The 18,885-nt window shown below is 46.8% G+C and carries 14 protein-coding genes; 7 read left to right on the top strand and 7 right to left on the bottom strand.

What is annotated here, in order from left to right; all coding sequences use genetic code 11:
* Positions 1-21 precede the first annotated feature (21 nt).
* The gene (locus tag ASJ33_RS05875) at positions 22-1,203 is read right to left on the bottom strand and encodes a class I SAM-dependent RNA methyltransferase (protein WP_041331095.1); all 1,182 of its coding nucleotides are present in this window, start codon (positions 1,201-1,203) and stop codon (positions 22-24) included.
* Positions 1,204-1,336: 133 nt separating this feature from the next.
* Here ASJ33_RS05875 and ASJ33_RS05870 point away from each other — a divergent pair, with 133 nt between their 5' ends.
* Entirely contained in the window at positions 1,337-5,017 is a 3,681-nt protein-coding gene (locus ASJ33_RS05870; RefSeq protein ID WP_041331093.1) for a PAS domain S-box protein, read from the top strand.
* Positions 5,014-5,712: a response regulator gene (locus ASJ33_RS05865; protein ID WP_023652456.1), complete on the top strand. Its 699-nt coding sequence runs from the start codon at positions 5,014-5,016 to the stop codon at positions 5,710-5,712. Before ASJ33_RS05870 ends, ASJ33_RS05865 begins: the two co-directional genes overlap by 4 nt.
* Before the next feature lie 371 nt (positions 5,713-6,083).
* Here ASJ33_RS05865 and ASJ33_RS05860 read toward each other — a convergent pair whose 3' ends face one another.
* A complete protein-coding gene (locus ASJ33_RS05860) occupies positions 6,084-7,487 on the bottom strand; it encodes an MBL fold metallo-hydrolase RNA specificity domain-containing protein (RefSeq protein WP_041331091.1) in 1,404 nt (467 codons plus the stop codon).
* A gap of 254 nt (positions 7,488-7,741) precedes the next feature.
* Here ASJ33_RS05860 and ASJ33_RS05855 point away from each other — a divergent pair, with 254 nt between their 5' ends.
* From ASJ33_RS05855 to ASJ33_RS05835, 5 genes are all read left to right on the top strand, one after another.
* On the top strand, positions 7,742-9,418 hold the full coding sequence (locus ASJ33_RS05855; protein ID WP_023652454.1) for a peptide ABC transporter substrate-binding protein: 1,677 nt from the start codon (positions 7,742-7,744) through the stop codon (positions 9,416-9,418).
* 74 nt (positions 9,419-9,492) lie between these two features.
* Entirely contained in the window at positions 9,493-10,410 is a 918-nt protein-coding gene (locus tag ASJ33_RS05850) for an ABC transporter permease (protein WP_023652453.1), read from the top strand.
* Positions 10,411-10,417: 7 nt separating this feature from the next.
* A complete protein-coding gene (locus ASJ33_RS05845) occupies positions 10,418-11,323 on the top strand; it encodes an ABC transporter permease (protein ID WP_012882200.1) in 906 nt (301 codons plus the stop codon).
* A gap of 1 nt (position 11,324) precedes the next feature.
* Complete coding sequence (locus ASJ33_RS05840; protein ID WP_041331089.1) at positions 11,325-12,320, top strand: ABC transporter ATP-binding protein; 996 nt, start codon at positions 11,325-11,327, stop codon at positions 12,318-12,320.
* Positions 12,305-13,294, top strand: coding sequence for an ABC transporter ATP-binding protein (locus ASJ33_RS05835; RefSeq protein WP_041331087.1), 990 nt, complete (start codon positions 12,305-12,307; stop codon positions 13,292-13,294). Before ASJ33_RS05840 ends, ASJ33_RS05835 begins: the two co-directional genes overlap by 16 nt.
* Before the next feature lie 29 nt (positions 13,295-13,323).
* Here the strand turns inward: ASJ33_RS05835 and ASJ33_RS05830 are convergent, their stop codons facing one another.
* The 5 genes from ASJ33_RS05830 to recN all read right to left on the bottom strand — a co-directional run bounded on the left by ASJ33_RS05830 (position 13,324) and on the right by recN (position 18,782).
* Positions 13,324-14,736, bottom strand: a complete 1,413-nt coding sequence (locus ASJ33_RS05830; protein ID WP_041331085.1) for a sensor histidine kinase — start codon at positions 14,734-14,736, stop codon at positions 13,324-13,326.
* Between the two features lie 6 nt (positions 14,737-14,742).
* A complete protein-coding gene (locus ASJ33_RS05825; protein WP_012882196.1) occupies positions 14,743-15,426 on the bottom strand; it encodes a response regulator transcription factor in 684 nt (227 codons plus the stop codon).
* 93 nt (positions 15,427-15,519) lie between these two features.
* Positions 15,520-16,044 carry a hypothetical protein gene (locus ASJ33_RS05820; RefSeq protein WP_041331083.1) on the bottom strand — a complete coding sequence of 175 codons (525 nt, stop codon included), beginning with the start codon at positions 16,042-16,044 and terminating at the stop codon, positions 15,520-15,522.
* 105 nt (positions 16,045-16,149) lie between these two features.
* On the bottom strand, positions 16,150-17,013 hold the full coding sequence (locus ASJ33_RS05815; RefSeq protein WP_023652449.1) for a DMT family transporter: 864 nt from the start codon (positions 17,011-17,013) through the stop codon (positions 16,150-16,152).
* 2 nt (positions 17,014-17,015) lie between these two features.
* Positions 17,016-18,782 (bottom strand): DNA repair protein RecN, encoded by a 1,767-nt coding sequence (gene recN, locus ASJ33_RS05810; protein ID WP_041331081.1) that lies wholly within the window; start codon positions 18,780-18,782, stop codon positions 17,016-17,018.
* Between the last annotated feature and the right edge of the window lie 103 nt (positions 18,783-18,885).

Raw genomic sequence — 18,885 nt, 5'->3', positions numbered from 1 at the left:
CGGTTAATTAAATCGATGAAACTATCCTTTGCATTTAAGTAAGGCCAGGGTTTCCACGTGGTAAGTCTGGGGGAACATATCTACCGGGATTACCTGTGAAAGTTCAAACGGGCCGGCAAGCAGGATTTTAAGGTCTCTGGCCAATGAAGAAGGGTCACAGGCCACATATACCAGATTCCGGGGCGGGTTTTGGCATATGGTGGCTAAGACAGACGGGTGGGCACCGCTGCGGGATGGGTCAAGTATGAGTGCGTCCATCTGTCCCTCAAACCGGTTTATAACGTCCTCTGTCTTGGATTGGATAAGTTCAATGTTGTCTATGCCCGAAATATTTAGCTTTGCATCTTTAACAGCGGCGGCAGATTCCTCAATGGCTATTACCCGTTTGCAGTCTGGGCTGAGAAGTACGGCAAATGTACCTACTCCGGCATAGGCATCTACCAGTGTTTCACTGCCGCTTAGGTTCAGGTGTTCTTTAATAAGCTTTGCCATTTTTTCTGCCTGCGGGTTGTTTACCTGAAAAAACGAAGCGGCGGATATGCAGAAATCATGCCCCATCAGCAGGTCATGGTACTCTTTTTGACCGCTTTCGATGTTTATGTCAGCCTTTATCAGTTTAGGCTGGATAAGGTAGCTATCCTTATTGCTTGCGTGGCGGATGGAAAGCTGGCGGGTTTCGCCGCATTTGCCTTGCAGTTCTCCTAATACCCTGTTTATGCCGGGGTTCATTATCTGGCATTGGTCTACCTGTATATGGCGGCGTGAAAAGCGGTTTACAAAACCCAGATTGGCATGATAAATGGAAAGGCGGGCATGATTGCGGTAACCGCCTTTATCATCTGAAGGGATTACAGGTGATATATTAAGACTGTGCAGACCTGCTTTTTCAAACTCAGCAGAGACTATCCTGTGCTTCAGATTCAATTGATGTTGGTACTTTATATGCTGGAAAGTGCAACCGGTGCAATCACCGAAATACGGGCAGGACGGGGCAATCCTATCAGAGGAAGGAGTATGTACTTTTATTACTTGGGCATAACCCCGGCCGGCTTTATGGGTAAAAAGGCGGATATCTACTGTTTCCCCTTTAATACCCCCAAAAACCTCAAGGGTACTATCTGTCAGGCTTACTTTGGTCAGCCCGAAGCTTTGGCCTTCTTCAAGGCAGACATTTTCAATTATTCCGGGTGTGATTTCGTTCATATTCAGAGGGCATTGTAGCATAAATGAAGATTAGGAGTTTAATTTAGATACAAGGGGCATAAGTGTTAAAAAATGTCTTGTTACCAGTTTACTTATAGCCTAAAATTAAAACAATTGGTTTTCTGGGGGTGATATGGGTAACATTCGCAAAACCAATGCCCAGCTGGTTGCAGAGCTTGAAGATCTGCAGTGCCGCTACGATAAACTGCTTTCAAACCAGACCGCTCTTTGTTCTTCCGAAAGAGTATCTTCGGGTGCGTCTTTTCAGATTTTAAGTAATACTCGCGGTACATCTTCCGGGGGTTTTGTACAGGAAAATGCAATGGATGCCTTAGAAGCCTGTTGCCGTATTGCGGAAACTGCAGGTGAGGGAGTAATACTCACAGATGCCGCAGGACGGATAACGCTGGTTAATCCCCGTTTCAGCCAAATAGCCGGCTATCCGCTTGATGTACTCAAAGGCAAAAGTATATTTGAACTTGCAGGCAAATCCTATATACCAATTATTCTTGCCCAATGGGAAAGGCATAAAAAAGGTGTTTCATCCCGTTATGAGCTTCAGCTAAGGAAGGGTAACGGGCGTTTGGTCTGGGTAGTTTTCCACGTTTCAGTGCCATTCGGGAAGGGTAACAATTTTAACGGTGTATTGATGGTAGTTTCAAATATAAGCAAGTATAAAAACATTATTTCCAAACAGGAAAAAATGTTAAAAGCCACTGCCTTGCAGGATAAGGAAATAAGGGATGATATATCTCGTGACAACCAATCTCTTAAGTCTATTATGGATAATACAACCGCCCAGCTGGTTTTTTTAGATAGAGATTTCAACTTTGTTAAAGCAAATAAAGCATACGTAAAAAATTGCGGACATACGGAAGATGAACTGATAGGTGCAAACCATTTTGTACTCTTCCCTAGTACTGAAAACGAAGCAATTTTTAAGAGGGTAGTTAAAACCGGCAAATCCGTGGAATTTCATGACAAGCCTTTTGAGTATTCTGACCAGCCGTGGAGGGGTACTACCTACTGGGATTGGAGCTTGGTGCCTATCAAAAACTCCCGTGGGAGGGTTCAAGGGCTGATATTTTCCTTGTTAGAGACTACTGTCCGCAAACAGATGGAATTGGCTTTGAAATTTTCACTGGAGGAAACCCGCCGGCGTACCCGTGAAACGACGGCACTGCTTGAGGCGTCACGTGCCATACTGGAGCATACCGGTTTTACGGAAGCTGCTATGGCAGTGTATTCTTCCTGCAAGAAAATCACCTCCTGCCAGAGCGGTTTTGTGGGGCATATAGAGGATGGAGTTTGCCGTATCATTTACCTTGATAGCACAAAAAATCAGCCGGAACTTCCCGTGTTTGTGCTTCTTAGCGGATTGGCTTTACAGTCCTGTTTCAGTGGAAAGCCTGTATTGGAAAACAACTTTGCAGCTGAAAATGATAATGAATTTTATACGGCCGCTTACCCTGATTTAAAAAATGCTCTTTTTGCTCCGGTGCGTCTTAGCGGGCGGAGTGTTGGCCTGATGGCTCTTTTCAACAAGACAGGCGGGTTTGATGTATCCGATATCAGGGTAGCCGCTTCTTTTAGCTCGCTTGCCGCTATCGCTTTCAGGAGCAACCGAACTCGCGAAATGCTGGAAGAAAGCGAAAAGCGCTATCGCTTTTTGTTTAACAGCTTTGGTGATGCGGTTTTTGTATATTACATAACTCCAGACGGCTGCAATAGCAATTTTGTGGAAGTTAACGAGGTAGCCTGCAAGCGTCTCGGATACAGCCGCCAGGAGTTGTTAAATATGTCTCCCTGCCAGATAGATGCCCCTGCTTCTACCGGGGCAATGGCTGACGCCACCAAAATGTTGAAAAAAGAAGGTAGGGTTATTACTGAACAGAGGCATATACGCCGTGATGGTACTTCTATACCGGTTGAAGTTAATATTCAGCAATTTGAGTTGAGCGGACAGCTTATGGTTATTTCGGTAGCCCGCGATATCACCGAGAGGAAAAAAGCTGACGCCGCCCTGAAACTGGAGAGGGATAAGCTGCGGGGCATACTGGATGCTATGGAAGACGGGGTTTATATTGTAAATGCTGACTATGAAATAGAGTATGTTAATCCGCCGCTTATGGCCCAGTTCGGGCCTATAAACGGCAAAAAATGTTATGACTATTTCCACAACAACAGCAGTCCCTGCGAATATTGCAAAAACAAAGAAGTTTTAAGCGGGCAGACTGTTCGCTGGGAGTGGCATTCTCCGCACAACCAGCGGGATTATGAACTTATGGCTACACCTATTAAAAACCCTGATGGCAGCAATTCCAAGCTGACCCTTTTCCATGATGTTACGGAGCGGAGCCAGATGGAGCAGATAATTCTGCGGTATCAGGCAGGTTTGCTGGCTCAAGCAGAGAGGATTGCCCATATCGGCAATTGGGATTATGACCTTTTAGGGCATAAACTGCTGCTGTCAGATGAGGTCTACAATATACTCGGTTTATCTCCTAAAAACGGTATCACGGGTTTGAAACAGGTTATGGAAATGATCCACCCTGATGACAGGGATATTGTACGGTCCGAAGCCCAAAAGGCCATAATTTCAGGATCGAAGATAAATACAGACCACCGCATAATACGGCCTGACGGACATTTGAGGTATGTGCATGAACAGGCGGAAATAACCCTGAGCGATACAGGTATTCCCCTGCGGGTGTTGGGTACTGTTCAGGACGTCACCGAACAAAAAATGGCTGAAGAAGCCCTGAGGGACAGCGAAAGACGGTATCGTCTGCTGGCGGATAACATGGTGGCATTTATCTGGACTATTGACGAACATTTAAATACCAGTTATCTTTCCCCGTCCATTATCCGTCTGCTCAACTATTACCCTGAGGATATATTGGGCAAACATATTTCCATGATATTTACCCCCGAATCTTACGAAAAATTGCTGGATGTATATCAGCAGGTACGCAAAACCGGGTCTGAGCTTATTGTAAACCCGCTGGAACTGGATGTTATGCGGCAGGACGGCAAGATAATAATGACCGAGACGCTTATGCGCCCGCTGTATGATGAAAATCACCATTTTCTGGGTATACTGGGGGCGTCGCGTGATATAAGTGAGCGGAAGGCTGCGGAATACGAATTGCATACCCTTTCCCAGCGTTTGGTTGAGCTTCAGGAAGAAGAGCGGTCAATTATCGCCCGTGAACTGCATGACCAAGTGGGGCAATCGCTTACGGTTTTGAAACTGATGCTGGATAAAGCAAAAGATGGTCTTCCTGACAAGGCAGAGGAATTACTGGCCGAAGCTCAACCTCTGGTTAGTGAACTTATAAGCAGTGTCAGAAATATGTCACTTGATTTGCGTCCCCGTATGCTGGATGATTTGGGTCTGCTGCCGGCTTTACTCTGGTATTTTGATCGTTTTACCAGCCAGACGGGTATAAACGTAAATTTCCAGCATGCCGGTCTTAAACGCAAGTTTTCTCCCCAGTTGGGCACTGCTGTATACAGGATTATTCAGGAAGCTCTTACAAATGTTGTACGTTACGCGGGGGTTGACAACGTGCTTGTGCGGGCGAAGGCGGATAAAAACCATCTGGCTTTGGTTATTCAGGATAAAGGCAAAGGCTTCAACCCTGCCCAGCGTGCTACCGGTATGTCAAGCGGTTTAAAGGGTATGAAAGAACGGGTGCGTTTTCTTGGTGGTAAACTGGATATAGAATCCAAACCGGGTGCAGGTACACATATTATAGTTGAACTGCCCTTGAGTGAAGAAAAGGACAGAATTAGCGGAGGCGAGCCATGATAAGTATAGTACTGGCAGATGATCATCATATCGTGCGGCATGGTTTAAAGGTACTGCTTGAGGCTGAAATTGATTTTAATGTGGTGGGTGAAGCTTCAGACGGTATTGAAGCGGTAAACCTGACCGAAAGCCTGCAGCCGAATGTGCTGGTAACTGACCTGATGATGGGCGGTATGAGCGGCATAGAGGTTACTTATCAGGTAGTCAAACGTTCACCCAAAACAGCGGTAGTAATTTTGTCTATGTATGGTAATGAAGCTTATGTACATGAAGCCTTGAGGGCAGGGGCTCGGGCTTACGTGCTTAAGGACTCCACTTCCGAGGAACTGGTAAGGTCAGTGAGAGAAGCAATGCTTGGGCATCGTTATCTCAGTCCGCCGCTTTCTGAAAAAGCTATTGAAGCCTATATGGAAAAGTCTGCCGAAGCAACATCACTTGATCCGTATGAAACTTTAACTATACGGGAAAGGGAAGTGTTGCATCTGGTATCACAGGGGTATACCTGTGCCGAAATAGCAGAAAAACTTTTTATATCACCCCGTACCGTAGAAGTTCACCGTGCCAACATGATGCGTAAACTGGATTTGCGTAACCAAACCCAATTGTTGCGTTACGCTTTGCAAAGAGGTATCATCCCTCCGGAAAACAAGTGCGAAATGTCCGAAAAAAATATACCTGAGGAAACTACGGGATAATTCGTCCTTTAATTACGTAAACATACGTATATTAATCAGAACAGTTATAGTTTATAGTAACAGCGGGCGGATCCTTTCGGGGGAAACTAGGGTGCTTTAGTTTGAGGCAGCTAAAGCTTAAATTTCATCCAGGTCCCCTGCCGTGTGCTGAGCCCTAGGTGTAATCGGTTATCGGAAGGATCTGCCAAGTTATTTTTGGGGTTTATAATGTCTTCGCTGGGTTTATGGCTTATACTTATAGCTATTATCATCAGTATCAGCAACCTTGATACGGCGGAAGTGCATTAGCCTTAGAGTGGTTGCCTAAGCTGATTGGGTTGGAATGTGTGTAAAATTTGCCGCTGTTTACAGCGGTTTTTTATTTTCTCTTATTATAAATTAAATTTTTCTTGGTATTCCGGTGCAGTTGCTTCCCATCTGAAAGTTTCTGTAATAGCTTTTATAAGCGTTTCACTTGTTTCCGGTTCACCATGGGTTACAAATACCCGTTTGGGTTTGTTTTTAAATCCCCTCAGCCAGCGAAGCAGGGTAGGCTGGTCTGCGTGTGCCGAAAAGGCTCTCAGTCCTTGGATATGTGCACGCACCGGATAGTATTGTCCCAATATCCTTACTTCCTTTGCCCCGTCAGTTATCAGCCTGCCCAAAGTGCCAGTTGCCTGAAAGCCCACAAACAGAATAGTTGATTCCGGACGGCTTATATTATTTACCAAATGGTGTTTTATCCGTCCTCCGGTACACATACCTGAGCCGGCTATTATTATGCAGGGGGCTTTTTCTGAAAGGATAGCTTTTGAGTCAGCTGCCTTATTGGTAAAATATAACCCTTCAAACTCAAACGGAGAACTGCCGTTTTTTACCCAGCCGGCAGTTTCACGGTCGTATAGTTCCGGGTATTTTGTGAATATTTTAGTGATGCTGATAGCCATGGGGCTGTCTACGAAAACTTTCAGCCGGGGTATTTTACTCTCTGACATAAAGCGGTTAAGAAAATACAACAAATCCTGAGTGCGCTCCAAGGCAAAGCTGGGTATCACAATATTCCCGCCTCTTTGAATGGTTTGATTTATTATATCCGCTAATTTCAGCGATGCCTCATTTATATCTTCATGGGTGCGGTCACCGTAAGTAGACTCTATGACAATATAATCTGCCTGGTCTATAAGGTCAGGGTTTTTAAGAATAGGTCTGTTCCAGTTACCCAAGTCACCTGAAAATGCTATTACGGTATGTTGATTATTCTCTGTTACCCGTAGTTCTATGCTGGCTGACCCAAATACATGCCCGGCATTATGAAAGGTGGCGGTTACATCTGCGGAGACAGGTATTTCACGGCTGTATTCCACGATATTAAACAATGGGAATACAGCTTTGGCATCTTCGGCAGTGTAAAGGGGTATTTCAGGATATCGGGTTTTTCGGCCTTCATGTTCGTGGCGTTTCTTCTTAAAAGCGGCATCTTCTTCCTGTAATTTGCCGGCATCTGCCAGAGATATACGGGCGATTTCTGCAGTGGCTTCTGTTGCAAATACCGACCCGCTAAAGCCATCCTTTACCAACTTTGGCAAAAGTCCGCAGTGGTCAATATGTGCATGGCTGATAAGTACAGCACTCAGGCTTTCCGGAGATATATCAAAGGGTTGCCAGTTCCGTTCTTGGAGGCGGTGTTCCTGATATAGCCCGCAGTCCACCAGCAGGCGGGTTTGGGCTGTTTTCAGCAGATACCTTGAGCCGGTGACGTTTTGAGCTGCCCCTAAAAACTGTATTTCTATACTCATAAGGTATATCCCCCTGATTGCCCAGTCTACCTAACTATTATGCATTATATGGTCAATAAAAGTAAGCATGCCGACAAATGTGTTAAATAGTTAAGGTGGTTAAGACGAGGGAAATATAAATACAAAAAGCAAAAGATATAATAAAAACAAAACAACTACAACTATATAAAGATAGCAAGCAAATAAAAGCCTATAGACAATTACTGATACCTGAGTATAATAAACATATAAAACAATACCAGAAAGGAGGTTGTATGAAAGGGAAGTTACTATACCTGCTGGCAACCCTGTTAATCATTGTGCCAATTGTCTTTAGCGGTTGTACCAGTGATGACAACAATGATGACGGGGATAACGGAACCGTTACCACTCCTCAGGTGTTCCGTGTTAACCTGGCAGGTGAACCCAACACCATAGATCCCAACAAGGCTTCTTGGGCTACGGAAAGATCCGTAATCATGCTGCTCTTTGTGGGTCTGCTGGACTTCAATTCAGACTTGTCCTTAAAAGCAGCATGTGCTCAGGAAATTCCGACCGTGGCAAACGGGGGTATTTCGGCAGACGGCTTGACCTATACCTTCAAAGTCAAATCAAACGTGACCTGGAGTGATGGCTCAAAGGTTACCGCCCATGACTTTGAATATAGCATCAAACGTATGCTTGACCCCGACACAGCTGCTGAATATGCCACTTTCTACTATGATATTGTGGGTGCAGCTGAGTTCAATGGCGCAGCGGATGCTGATGCCGCCACCAAGACAGCCCTGCGGAATGCTGTAGGTGTAACAGCGGTAGATGATACTACCCTGCGCATTACCTTAGCCCAAACCCGTCCTACTTTCCTCTCCATTATGGCTCTTTGGCCTACTTCTCCGGTTAAGGAAAGTGTTATTACCGCTAAGGGTACTGCCTGGACAGAAGCCGGTAACCTTATCGGCAACGGGCCTTATACCCTGAAAGAATGGGTGCATCAGGATCACATGACATTTACCATCAACCAGAATTACTGGGATACCAAACCTACCCTGACTGAAATCAAATACTTTATGATTACTGATGCTACTCAGGAGTATTCGGCTTATCAGAACGGTGAGCTTGATATGGCTAGAGTTCCGGTAGGGACGGAAACCGCTGTATTGGCCGACTCGGTTTACGGCAAGCATGTGGTACGGAATAATGACCTGACCACCTTTGCTTTCCAGTTTAATGTTAATAAAGCCCCCTTTGATAATCTGCTGGTAAGGCAGGCTATGTCCTGCGCCATTGACAGGGTAGCTTTTGTGGACCAAGTCAGAGGTGGCGTAGGTGCACCTGCTTATTCGTGGATTCCGCCAGGCATGCCCGGATACGATGCTGATTTGGGTAAAGATTTTGCATTTAACGTTACCAAAGCCAAACAGCTTCTGGCTGATGCCGGCTATCCCAACGGGGTTGGCTTACCCGAACTTAAATTCCAGTATGCAGATACTGCCAGCAACCGCACTATCGCTCAGTTCCTGCAGGCTCAGCTAAAGACCAATTTAAATATTGATCTTACTCTTGAACCTATGGAACCTTCAGCTTTCAGTGCCTTTGTAAACAGCGAACAGCATACTTGGGCATGGTTTGGCTGGGGAGCTGATTACCCTGATCCCGATAACTGGCTGCCTGATTTGTTCGGCACTGGCGGCGGCAATAACCATACAGGTTATTCCAATCCTGCCTTTGACGCCTTGGCAAGACAGGCCATGATGGAACTTGATAATACCCTGCGTCTTCAGATGTGGGCTCAAGCCCAGGAAATGGTTATGAACGATATGCCTATTGTAACCATGTTCTACCGTGAACGGTTCTATGTAGTCCAACCCTATGTTAAAGGACTGGAACCCACCGGTATGGATGGCACCATAATGGGTGATACGTCGTTTGTTAATGTTTCTATAGTCAAGTAACACAGATAGCCTGAATGCAGGGCTCGGCATAAGACTTGTGGCGTCGGGCCCTGCACTATATTAAAAGGGATAGTATGGGAAAGTATATTCTCAGACGAATACTCTGGCTGGGACTGGTACTTCTGGCAGTGTCCTTTATTACCTTCAGTCTCATGCATCTGGTTCCGGGCGGCCCTTGGGACCGGGAAAAAGAGCTTGCCCCCCAGATTGTGGAAAACCTGAACATAAAATACGGTTTGGATAAACCTTTTTATGAGCAGTACATAAATTATGTCTGGAATGCTTTGCATGGGGATTTGGGGGTTTCTTACAAGTATCAGGACCGCAGTGTTACTGAGATTATAGGTACCGGTTTGCCCATCACCGCTACTCTGGGGGTAGTCGCCTTTTTGCTGGCACTTGTTATAGGAATTCCATTAGGCATGGCGGCGGCTCTCAAACAAAACTCAATTGTAGACTATGCAGCTGTAGGTTTTTCAACCGTGTTTGCCAGTATTCCCGGCTTTGTACTGGGTATCTTGCTGGTTATTATCTTTTCTGTTTGGTTGCATTGGCTGCCAACCAGCGGGTGGGGAGACTGGCGGCAGATTATTATGCCGGCATTTTCGCTCGCTGCCCTTCCGGCCGCCTATACCGCCCGCATTACGCGTGCCTCTATGCTGGAGGTAGTCAGGCAGGATTATATACGTACAGCTAGAGCCAAAGGGTTAAGCGAACGAATTATTCTTTTCCGGCATACTCTGCGGAATGCTCTTATACCGGTTGTCACAGTAGCCGGACCCGAGCTGGCATTTCTTATTTCCGGCTCATTTATTATTGAAAATATATTTTCCATACCGGGCGTAGGCCGTTTGTTTGTTCAAGGGGTATTTGCCCGTGACTACGGGCTTATCATGGGGACAATTCTTTTCTATGCCTTTGCAGTGGCTATTGTAAACCTGATAGTAGATATAATGTACGGCTGGATAGATCCGCGTATCCGTTATGATTAGGTGAGATATGTTTAACCTGTTTTACCGGGCTAAAAAAGAGGTCACTGAAACGGAAGCATCTTCCCGTCAGCATCATACTCTTTGGGGTGATGCCTGGGTAAGGTTACGCCGTAACAGGCTGGCGGTCCTGGGCGGGTCTATTATTCTGCTTCTGGCACTGGCGGCTATATTTGCACCGCTTTATTTGAAATATGACTTTGCCACCCAGAATTACGATGCCATTCTGGTAGGGCCTTCGTCTGAACACTGGCTGGGTACGGATGAATTGGGCAGGGATGTATTTTCCCGCCTTATATATGGTGCCCGCACCTCTCTGGCTGTAGGTTTGTTTACCCAGCTGGTGGTGCTGGTGGTCGGTTTACCCATCGGTGCCATTGCGGCAGCAGCCGGCGGCAAAGTTGATAACATGCTTATGCGGTTTGTAGATATAATGTATGCATTTCCGGATATTCTTTTGATAATTCTGCTGCGGGCCATTTTCGGCGGTAGCATTTTTATGATATTTCTGGCTATCGGGCTTGTTGCCTGGGTTGGTATAGCCCGTTTGGTACGCGGGCAGATACTATCTGTTAAGCAGAGAGACTTTGTGTCGGCCGCCCGTGCGATGGGCGGAAGCGGGGCATATGTAACTCTGCGGCATCTGCTGCCAAATTCACTCGGTCCTATTATCGTGGCCATAACCTTTAATATACCCAGAGCTATCTTTGCGGAAGCGGCTCTAAGTTATATCGGTATTGGCGTCCGCCCGCCTACTCCCAGCTGGGGTACTATGATAGCAGACGGCAATAACGTTATATATGCCGCACCTCATCTGGTAATTTTCCCGGCTATTGCCATAGCTATACTGATGCTTTCGTTTACTTTCCTGGGAGACGGCCTGAGAGATGCCCTTGACCCGAGGTTGAGAAGATAAAATGGCTAAATTGCTTGAAGTAAAAAATCTGGTAACTCATTTTATGACTCAGGACGGCATTGTCCAGGCAGTTAGCGGGGTTTCTTTTGAAGTTAATAAAGGCGAAATGGTGGCATTGGTGGGAGAAAGCGGCTGCGGCAAGACCGTCAGTTCTTTGTCTGTGCTTCAGCTGATACCACAGCCGCCGGGCAAGATAGTGGCTGGGCAGGTGCTGTTTAACGGTGTGGATTTGCTGAAAAAAAATAAAGAAGAGATGCAAAAAATACGCGGTTCAAACATTTCCATGATATTTCAGGAGCCTATGACTTCGCTTAATCCGGTCTTGACCATAGGCCGTCAACTGACCGAGGGGCTGCAATTCCATCTCAAGCTGAATAAAAATGAGGCCACCAGACAGGCAGTGGAACTTCTGAAATCGGTGGGTATCCCTCATGCCGAAGGGCGGCTAAATGATTACCCGCATCATTTCAGCGGCGGTATGCGTCAGCGGGTTATGATAGCTATGGCTTTGGCCTGTGAACCGCAGCTGGTTATTGCTGATGAACCTACTACTGCCGTAGATGTGACTATTCAAGCCCAACTGCTGGACCTGATACGAAGCCTGACCTTACGCTTGAATACCGCACTTATTATTATCACTCATAATCTGGGGGTGGTTGCCAGATATGCCCAACGGGTGTATGTGATGTATGCCGGGCAGATTATGGAACAGGGTACAGCCATAGATGTTTATCATAAACCCCTCCACCCGTATACTGCAGGACTTCTTGGCTCTGTGCCCCGGCTGGACGAGCCCAGACGCACCCGTTTGCAGCCTATAGATGGCCAGCCTCCCGATTTGATTGGTCCGCCGCAGGGTTGTCCGTTTGCCCCGCGCTGTGTATATGTTAAGCCGGAATGCAAAATCAAACGGATTCCGCTTGTAGAAATAAAACCGGGTCATTTGACAGCTTGTTTGGTTGCCCAGGAAGGGGCGTTGCCGTGGGAAAAGATATAATCCTTGAAGTTACCAATCTGACTAAATATTTCCCTGTTACCGGCGGGCTTTTCGGCCGTAAAAAACTGGCTGAGGTCAAAGCGGTAGATGGGGTAAGTTTTGCTATTCACAAGGGGGAAACGCTGGGTTTGGTGGGGGAAAGCGGCAGCGGTAAAACTACTATCGGTAAAAACATACTCCAGCTTCAGCGGCCTACTTCTGGTGAAGTCTGGTTTAAAAATAAAGATTTGGCCAGTCTGACCACCAAAGAGCTTCGTCCGTACCGTCAGAAGTTGCAGGTGGTATTTCAAGACCCTTACGAATCGCTTGACCCGCGTTTTACCGCGGCAGATATTATCGGCGAACCGCTTCGTTTACATAAAGTAAACAACAAAGAATATAATAAACGTATAGCTGAGCTTTTAAAGCTGGTAGGATTATCACCCTATATGGCCGAGCGTTATCCACATGAATTCAGCGGCGGCCAGCGCCAGCGTCTTGGGGTGGCCAGAGCTTTGGCCTTGCAGCCGGAATTTATTGTGTGTGACGAGCCGCTTTCGGCATTAGATGTATCCATTCAGGCTCAGATAATAAATCTGCTGGATGACCTGAAGAATAAATTTGGTCTTTCGTACCTGTTTATTTCGCATGACCTTTCAGTAGTTAGGCATATTTCAGATAGGGTAATGGTAATGTACCTGGGTAAACTTATGGAAGTAGCCGATAGGGATGGTTTGTATGAAAAACCACTTCACCCGTATACTCAGGCACTTCTCTCGGCGGTGCCTATACCTGACCCTGCGGTTGAGGCTGAACGTAAAGTCATTATACTCAAGGGTGAAGTACCCAGCCCCCTGAATCCGCCCAGCGGTTGTGTATTTCATCCGCGCTGTTTTAAAGCCTTTGAAGATTGTCCTAAAATAGTGCCGGTAATGGGGGAGGTTTCACCCGGGCACCATGTGGCTTGTCTGCTTTATAAAGAATGCTGGCCTTAAAAGGGTTTTTGAAGACTGGGAATTAGCTGTTATCTGGGCAGCCAGTAGTTAAATGTGCTCCCTTTTCCAAGTAAGCTTTCTGCCCATACATAACCGCCGTGTGCTTCTGTCATTTCTTTTACAATAGCCAGACCAAGCCCGCTGCCGCCTTCGCTTCTGGCTCTGGAAGTGGCTACCCTGTAAAAGCGGTCAAAAATGTGGGGCAAATCCGTCGGGGGTATTCCCTCCCCGTTGTCAGCTATCGATACCATTACTCCGGATTTATCCTTGTAAAGCATATTTTTCAGGCTGAGGGTTATCTGCCCGCCGGCAGATGTATGCCGCAAGGCATTGCTAAGAAGGTTGGCGGTTATTTGGTTTAAGCGGGTGGCATCACCTGAAATGACAGATGAATTTTCTGGTATATCGGTTACAAGGGAAACAGACTTATCTTTTGCCAGTATGGATATTTGACTTGCCTGACGGCGGATAATTTCTGCTATATCCACTTGAGCGATTTCCAGTTTGAGTTTGCCGGATTCGGCCAGAGATATATCACGCAGATCTTTGATTAGGCGGGTAAGCGTGGCAGATTCCTCTTTGATGGTGGTAAGGTGACGGGTATCAGCCTCAAAAACCCCGTCCAGTATTCCATCTACCGTTCCCTCAATAACTGTGAGTGGAGTACGAAGCTCATGGGCAATATCTGCCAGCAGTCTCTGGCGTGACTGTTCATTTGTCTCAAGGCTTTTAGCCATGTGGTTGAAACTTTCAGCCAGTTCACCCAGTTCGTCACGGGATTCTACTCTTACCCGCTGGGAGAACTTTCCGCCGGCAACCTGCCTGGCACTGCGGTTAAGGGCGTTTATAGGGCGGATAATTTGGTTCGTCAGCAGTAGTCCCAGACCCAATGCGGCCAGACCGGCTAAAATACCGGATATCCAAACAGACCTGTTCATTTCATCTAGCAGCTGCTGTTGGGGTTCGGTGATGATAGTGATAGCGGAATTGCCGGTGTTGTTTTGGCTGCTATGCATTCCTTTGCCATAGCCGCTTCCTGAGGCGCTGCTTTCACTGCCGAGCCAATAAAAATATCCCGCCAATGTACCGGAAACGTTTATCGTGTTACCGTCTGACAGGTTATACTCGTCTGTCAGGTGGCCTACCCATTTGTTTTGGGTATCAGCTACTATCAGCCCGCCAGCATCACTTAAAAGAAGCCTCCCGCCGTTACTGCCCAGCAGTTGTACAAGTATGGTACTTACGTTATCCCAGCTTTGGTACTGGGTATAATACATACTTAGTGTGCTTTCCACACCGGTTATAAACTCGGTATTTCCACGGATAATATACTGGCGAAACTGGCTGGCGGTCAGCTGATTGGCGGCAAACGAAGTAAGACCTACCGAAAGTAACACTGTAAGCAGCAGGGCACCGAAAATTTTATAGCTTAAGCGGAACACGCTCTTTTATCCTTTATCTTTCATCTTGTAGCCTACCCCGTGTATGGTCAGGATATAGGCAGGGGATTCGGGATCAGGCTCTATTTTTTTACGCAGATTTTTAATATGGCTGTCTATGGTACGTTCATATCCTTCGTAAGCTTCACCCAGTTTGTCCAGTATCTGCATACGGGAAAAGACACGTCCCGGGCTTGCAGCAAGGTTTATCAGTATATCGAACTCGGTGGCAGTCAAATCAACCGCCTTACCGCCTATTTTAACCAGGCGCCGTGCCTTGTCTATTTCCAGCTGGTCAATAATCAGTACTGAGTCAAGGCTGGGAGTGTATTCAGACCGTCTGAGCTGAGCTTTGACGCGGGCTACCAGTTCTTTGGCCTCAAAGGGTTTGGTCATATAATCATCCGCCCCAATTTCCAATCCTATCAGCTTGTCGGTAAGTTCATCACGAGCGGTAAGCATTATTATAGGTACGCGGCTTTCTTTGCGGATTTCACGGCAGACATCCCAGCCGGATATTTCGGGTAGCATCAGGTCAAGTATTATCAGGTCAGGGTTTTCTTCATGGAATTTTGCCAGAGCTGTTTTTCCGTCATAGGTTACAACCACCATGAAGCCTTCACGTTCAAGATAGGCTTGCAGGATTTCTGCTATCCTTTTTTCGTCATCCGCTATCAGTATTTGCTTAGTCATTGTCTTCTCATATTATAATGCAATCTTCTAAACGGCAAGGGGCAGACGCAAAAGTCTGCCCCTTTGATGTTAGTAAAGAAAGACCGGGCAAGTTTATCTGCCGCCTCTTTGTCCTCCACCGCTGCCGATACCGCTTCCGTCACAGATGCCGTTGCTGCTGCCAGCGCCAACGCCTGTGCCATTACCAGCACCACTGATAGGACCACTTCCATCACAGACACCGTTTCCGCTGCCTGCTCCGTTAGCGCCGCCGGTTTGGTTTACCATGCGGATAACGTTTTGCTCCATTATCTGCAGGCGGTAAGTACCCTGCTCCTGGGTAATCTGTCCGGCATTTACCATAGCCTGCACTGCGGCTCTGTGCTGTTCCATAAGGGCATTTACCAGAGCATCGGTACTGATGCCCTGTTCGGCGGCAATTGCTGCCAGAGTTTTACCACTTTGGCGTTCCGCCTGTAGCTCTGCCTGTGTCATATTAAGCAGAGTAAGCACTGTTCCGTCACACTCCCCGGCAAAACTGCGGTTTTGACCAGCAGCCGAGACAGTGGAAAACATGAACAGGGCGGATAGGGCAGCTACTACCCCCACAATGATTAAGATTTTTAGACTCTTTTTCATTTCTGTAACCTCCTCAGGTTGTTATGCATTAACTATACAAGGTGTGTGTGGAGATATTATGGAGGAGGTGTGTAAATGGTATGTCAAAATTGATTCAAGCGGATATCAGCGGCTGTGGCCGTAGCGGTTAACTAGTATGACTCCGAACAGTGCCAGCAGGCCTCCCAGCAGGCTGATAACAGCCGGTATTTCACCCAGCCAGAAAAAGGCTATGCCTATGGCAAAAACAGGGTTCAGGTATAAAAAACTGATTACCTGTGCGGTGCGGGCTTTGGATAAGGCATAACTGTATAAAAGGTAGGAGATGGCAGTAGGGAATATGCCCAGGTAAACCACCGCCAAAGTAGATGATGGAGGGGCCTCTGATATCTCTTTTAAAAGACCGGGTGCAAATACCATGAGCAGCAAAGTCCCTGCCCAGATAGCATAGGTAGAAAACTCAAATCCGCTGTATTTTTTTAGCAGGGGTTTTTGGAATACTATGTATATGCTGGTACAGATAGCAGCCAGCAATACAAAAATGGCATGGGGTTCAAAGCTGAGGGTTTGCCCTTCGCCCAGGGTGATTATTGCAATTCCCCCAAAGCTGAGAATTATGCCCAGCCAGCCTGCCGGGGTTAGCTTATCTTTATAGAAAAATCTGGCCAGTAAAACGCTGAATATAGGCGCAGCAGCAATAATAAGGCTGGCAGCACCGGCGGTGACTGTCTTTTCACCGTAGTTGAGGGCGGAGTGATACATGCTTATGCCTACCAGCCCCAGCAGAAATATAGCCGGTAAGTCACTTTTGTCCGGCAGGCGCATTCTGGTTATCACTGCATATATAATCAGGGCTAATGAAGCTACCAGAAAACGGAGCAGAGCCATATGGGACGGACTGTAGTCTGCCAAACCCACCCGTATTGCAGCAAAGGCTGATGCCCAGAATAAAGTGGTAAAGATAAGAGATATTAAAATATGCCGCGGCATGGCTATTTACCGCTTAGGGGCATATTCAGTTCAGGTTGTTCGGGGCTGGTTTCCTTAAATATAGAGGCTTTTTTTAATAGTTCGCGGGCATTCTCCAGTGATTTTTCACCAGTCTGGCTGCCTGATAGCATTACCGAAAGTTCGGCAAGGTGTTCTTCACTATCCAAGCGTGCAATACGGCTGTTTATTCTGCCGTTAAGTTCGGTTTTTGATACATAAAAGTGGTGGTCGGCATATGCGGCTATCTGGGGCAGATGAGAAACACTTATCAGCTGATGCCCCTGTGAAAGTTTCCAGAGTTTTCGCCCCAGCATATCTCCGGAGCGTCCGCCTACGCCTATATCAATTTCATCAAATATCATCACCGGTATATCATCCAGCCGTGAAGCAGCGCTTTTTAAAGCCAGAGTAATGCGTGATATTTCACCGGTAGAGGCTATTTTGTTAAGCGGGCGGAGAGGTTCGCCGGGATTGGTGCTTACAAAAAACTCTACTAGGTCTGTGCCGCTTGATGAAAATTCGAGCGTCTGACCGCTTACCGGCAGTCCGTTTTCGTCAGCTTGGGTTTGGAAATTTACTTTAAATATTACCTGATACATATTCAGGTCTGCCAGTTCTGCTTGGACTGCTTTTTCAAGATTAAGAGCGGCTTCTTTGCGGTGTTTGCTTAATCCTGATGCCATATCTCCAAGGCGGCTTTTAAATTCTGTTATAGCGTTGCTTAGTTTATCTGTCTTTTCGGCAAAGCTGGTTATATTATCCAGCTCGGTTTTGGTTTTAGCCAGAAAAGCCAGTATCTGGGGGATATCCCGCCCGTATTTCCTTTCCAGACTGTGGATAAGTGCCAGACGGTTTTCAATATCTTCCAGTTCTGCGGGGTTAAAATCAAGCCCCCGGTTATAGTTCTGGACAGAGCGGCAGCTTTCTTCAAGACTAAAATATACACTCTCCACTTCATCTGCGGTATCTTTGAGTGAGGAGTCTATTTCGGCAATTTTCCTGAGGGACTGCATAGCCTGGTTTAAATCGGCCAGGACCCCTCCGTTTTGGCCGCTGCACAAATACTCCAGTGACTGGTGGGTCAGGGTTTTCAGTTTTTCGGTGGAAGCCATGACCTGCCGTTTGGAAAGCAGGTTTTCTTCTTCGCCTTCAGCAAGATTAGCCGCCTCTATTTCATCTGCCTGAAAACGCAGGAATTCCTGCTGGCGGACGGCTTCGCGGTTGGTCTTTTCCAATTCGGATAGCTGCCTTTGCAGGCTGTTAAGCTCATGTGCCAGACGGGCAAACTCGGTGCGTTCATCAGTAGTATGGGCATAACCATCCAGCATATCCAGATGGAAAGATTTATTAAGAAGGGAAAGGTGTTCGCTTTGACCGTGTATATCAATGAGATACGGGCAGAGACGGCTTAAGACCGAGCGGCTTATGGCGCTGCCGTTTAACCTCAGCACACTGCGGCCGGCCAGTTTTGACTCAAGACGGATAATAAGGCTGTCATCTTCCAGTTCCAACCCGTTTTCGGCCAGCATGGCGGCTATTTTCAGGCGGCTGGCGGGGTTTAAATAAAATACCCCTTCCAGATTGGCTTCACTGGCCTGGTGGCGAATTTGTTCGTCACCGATACGCCCCGAAAGCAGGCTTTCCACTGCATCTATTACCAGTGATTTTCCGGCTCCGGTTTCACCCGTAATGACATTAAGCCCTTCACCTGGAGACCAGGTGATATCCTCAATAATGCCAAAATTCTTTACCCGAAGCTCAACTAGCATAATATCGTGCCTGACCAGCTTTTTATATTAAAATCATTATCTGGTTTTAAGGCCGAAAAATCAAGAAAACAGGTTATCTTGTATTAAACCGGCAAGCTTCTGA

The organism is Dehalococcoides mccartyi, from assembly GCF_001889305.1.
GTDB classification, from domain to species: Bacteria; Chloroflexota; Dehalococcoidia; order Dehalococcoidales; family Dehalococcoidaceae; genus Dehalococcoides; species Dehalococcoides mccartyi_A.
This window is presented reverse-complemented; position numbering and strand designations above follow the sequence as displayed.

Excerpts from the sequence above, each read along its gene's own strand:
- ASJ33_RS05875 (WP_041331095.1), bottom strand. The coding sequence starts at position 1,203 with ATGAACGAAATCACACCCGGAATAATTGAAAATGTCTGCCTTGAAGAA.
- ASJ33_RS05870 (WP_041331093.1), top strand. The coding sequence starts at position 1,337 with ATGGGTAACATTCGCAAAACCAATGCCCAGCTGGTTGCAGAGCTTGAA.
- ASJ33_RS05865 (WP_023652456.1), top strand. The coding sequence starts at position 5,014 with ATGATAAGTATAGTACTGGCAGATGATCATCATATCGTGCGGCATGGT.
- ASJ33_RS05860 (WP_041331091.1), bottom strand. The coding sequence starts at position 7,487 with ATGAGTATAGAAATACAGTTTTTAGGGGCAGCTCAAAACGTCACCGGC.
- ASJ33_RS05855 (WP_023652454.1), top strand. The coding sequence starts at position 7,742 with ATGAAAGGGAAGTTACTATACCTGCTGGCAACCCTGTTAATCATTGTG.
- ASJ33_RS05850 (WP_023652453.1), top strand. The coding sequence starts at position 9,493 with ATGGGAAAGTATATTCTCAGACGAATACTCTGGCTGGGACTGGTACTT.
- ASJ33_RS05845 (WP_012882200.1), top strand. The coding sequence starts at position 10,418 with ATGTTTAACCTGTTTTACCGGGCTAAAAAAGAGGTCACTGAAACGGAA.
- ASJ33_RS05840 (WP_041331089.1), top strand. The coding sequence starts at position 11,325 with ATGGCTAAATTGCTTGAAGTAAAAAATCTGGTAACTCATTTTATGACT.
- ASJ33_RS05825 (WP_012882196.1), bottom strand. The coding sequence starts at position 15,426 with ATGACTAAGCAAATACTGATAGCGGATGACGAAAAAAGGATAGCAGAA.
- ASJ33_RS05820 (WP_041331083.1), bottom strand. The coding sequence starts at position 16,044 with ATGAAAAAGAGTCTAAAAATCTTAATCATTGTGGGGGTAGTAGCTGCC.
- ASJ33_RS05815 (WP_023652449.1), bottom strand. The coding sequence starts at position 17,013 with ATGCCGCGGCATATTTTAATATCTCTTATCTTTACCACTTTATTCTGG.
- recN (WP_041331081.1), bottom strand. The coding sequence starts at position 18,782 with ATGCTAGTTGAGCTTCGGGTAAAGAATTTTGGCATTATTGAGGATATC.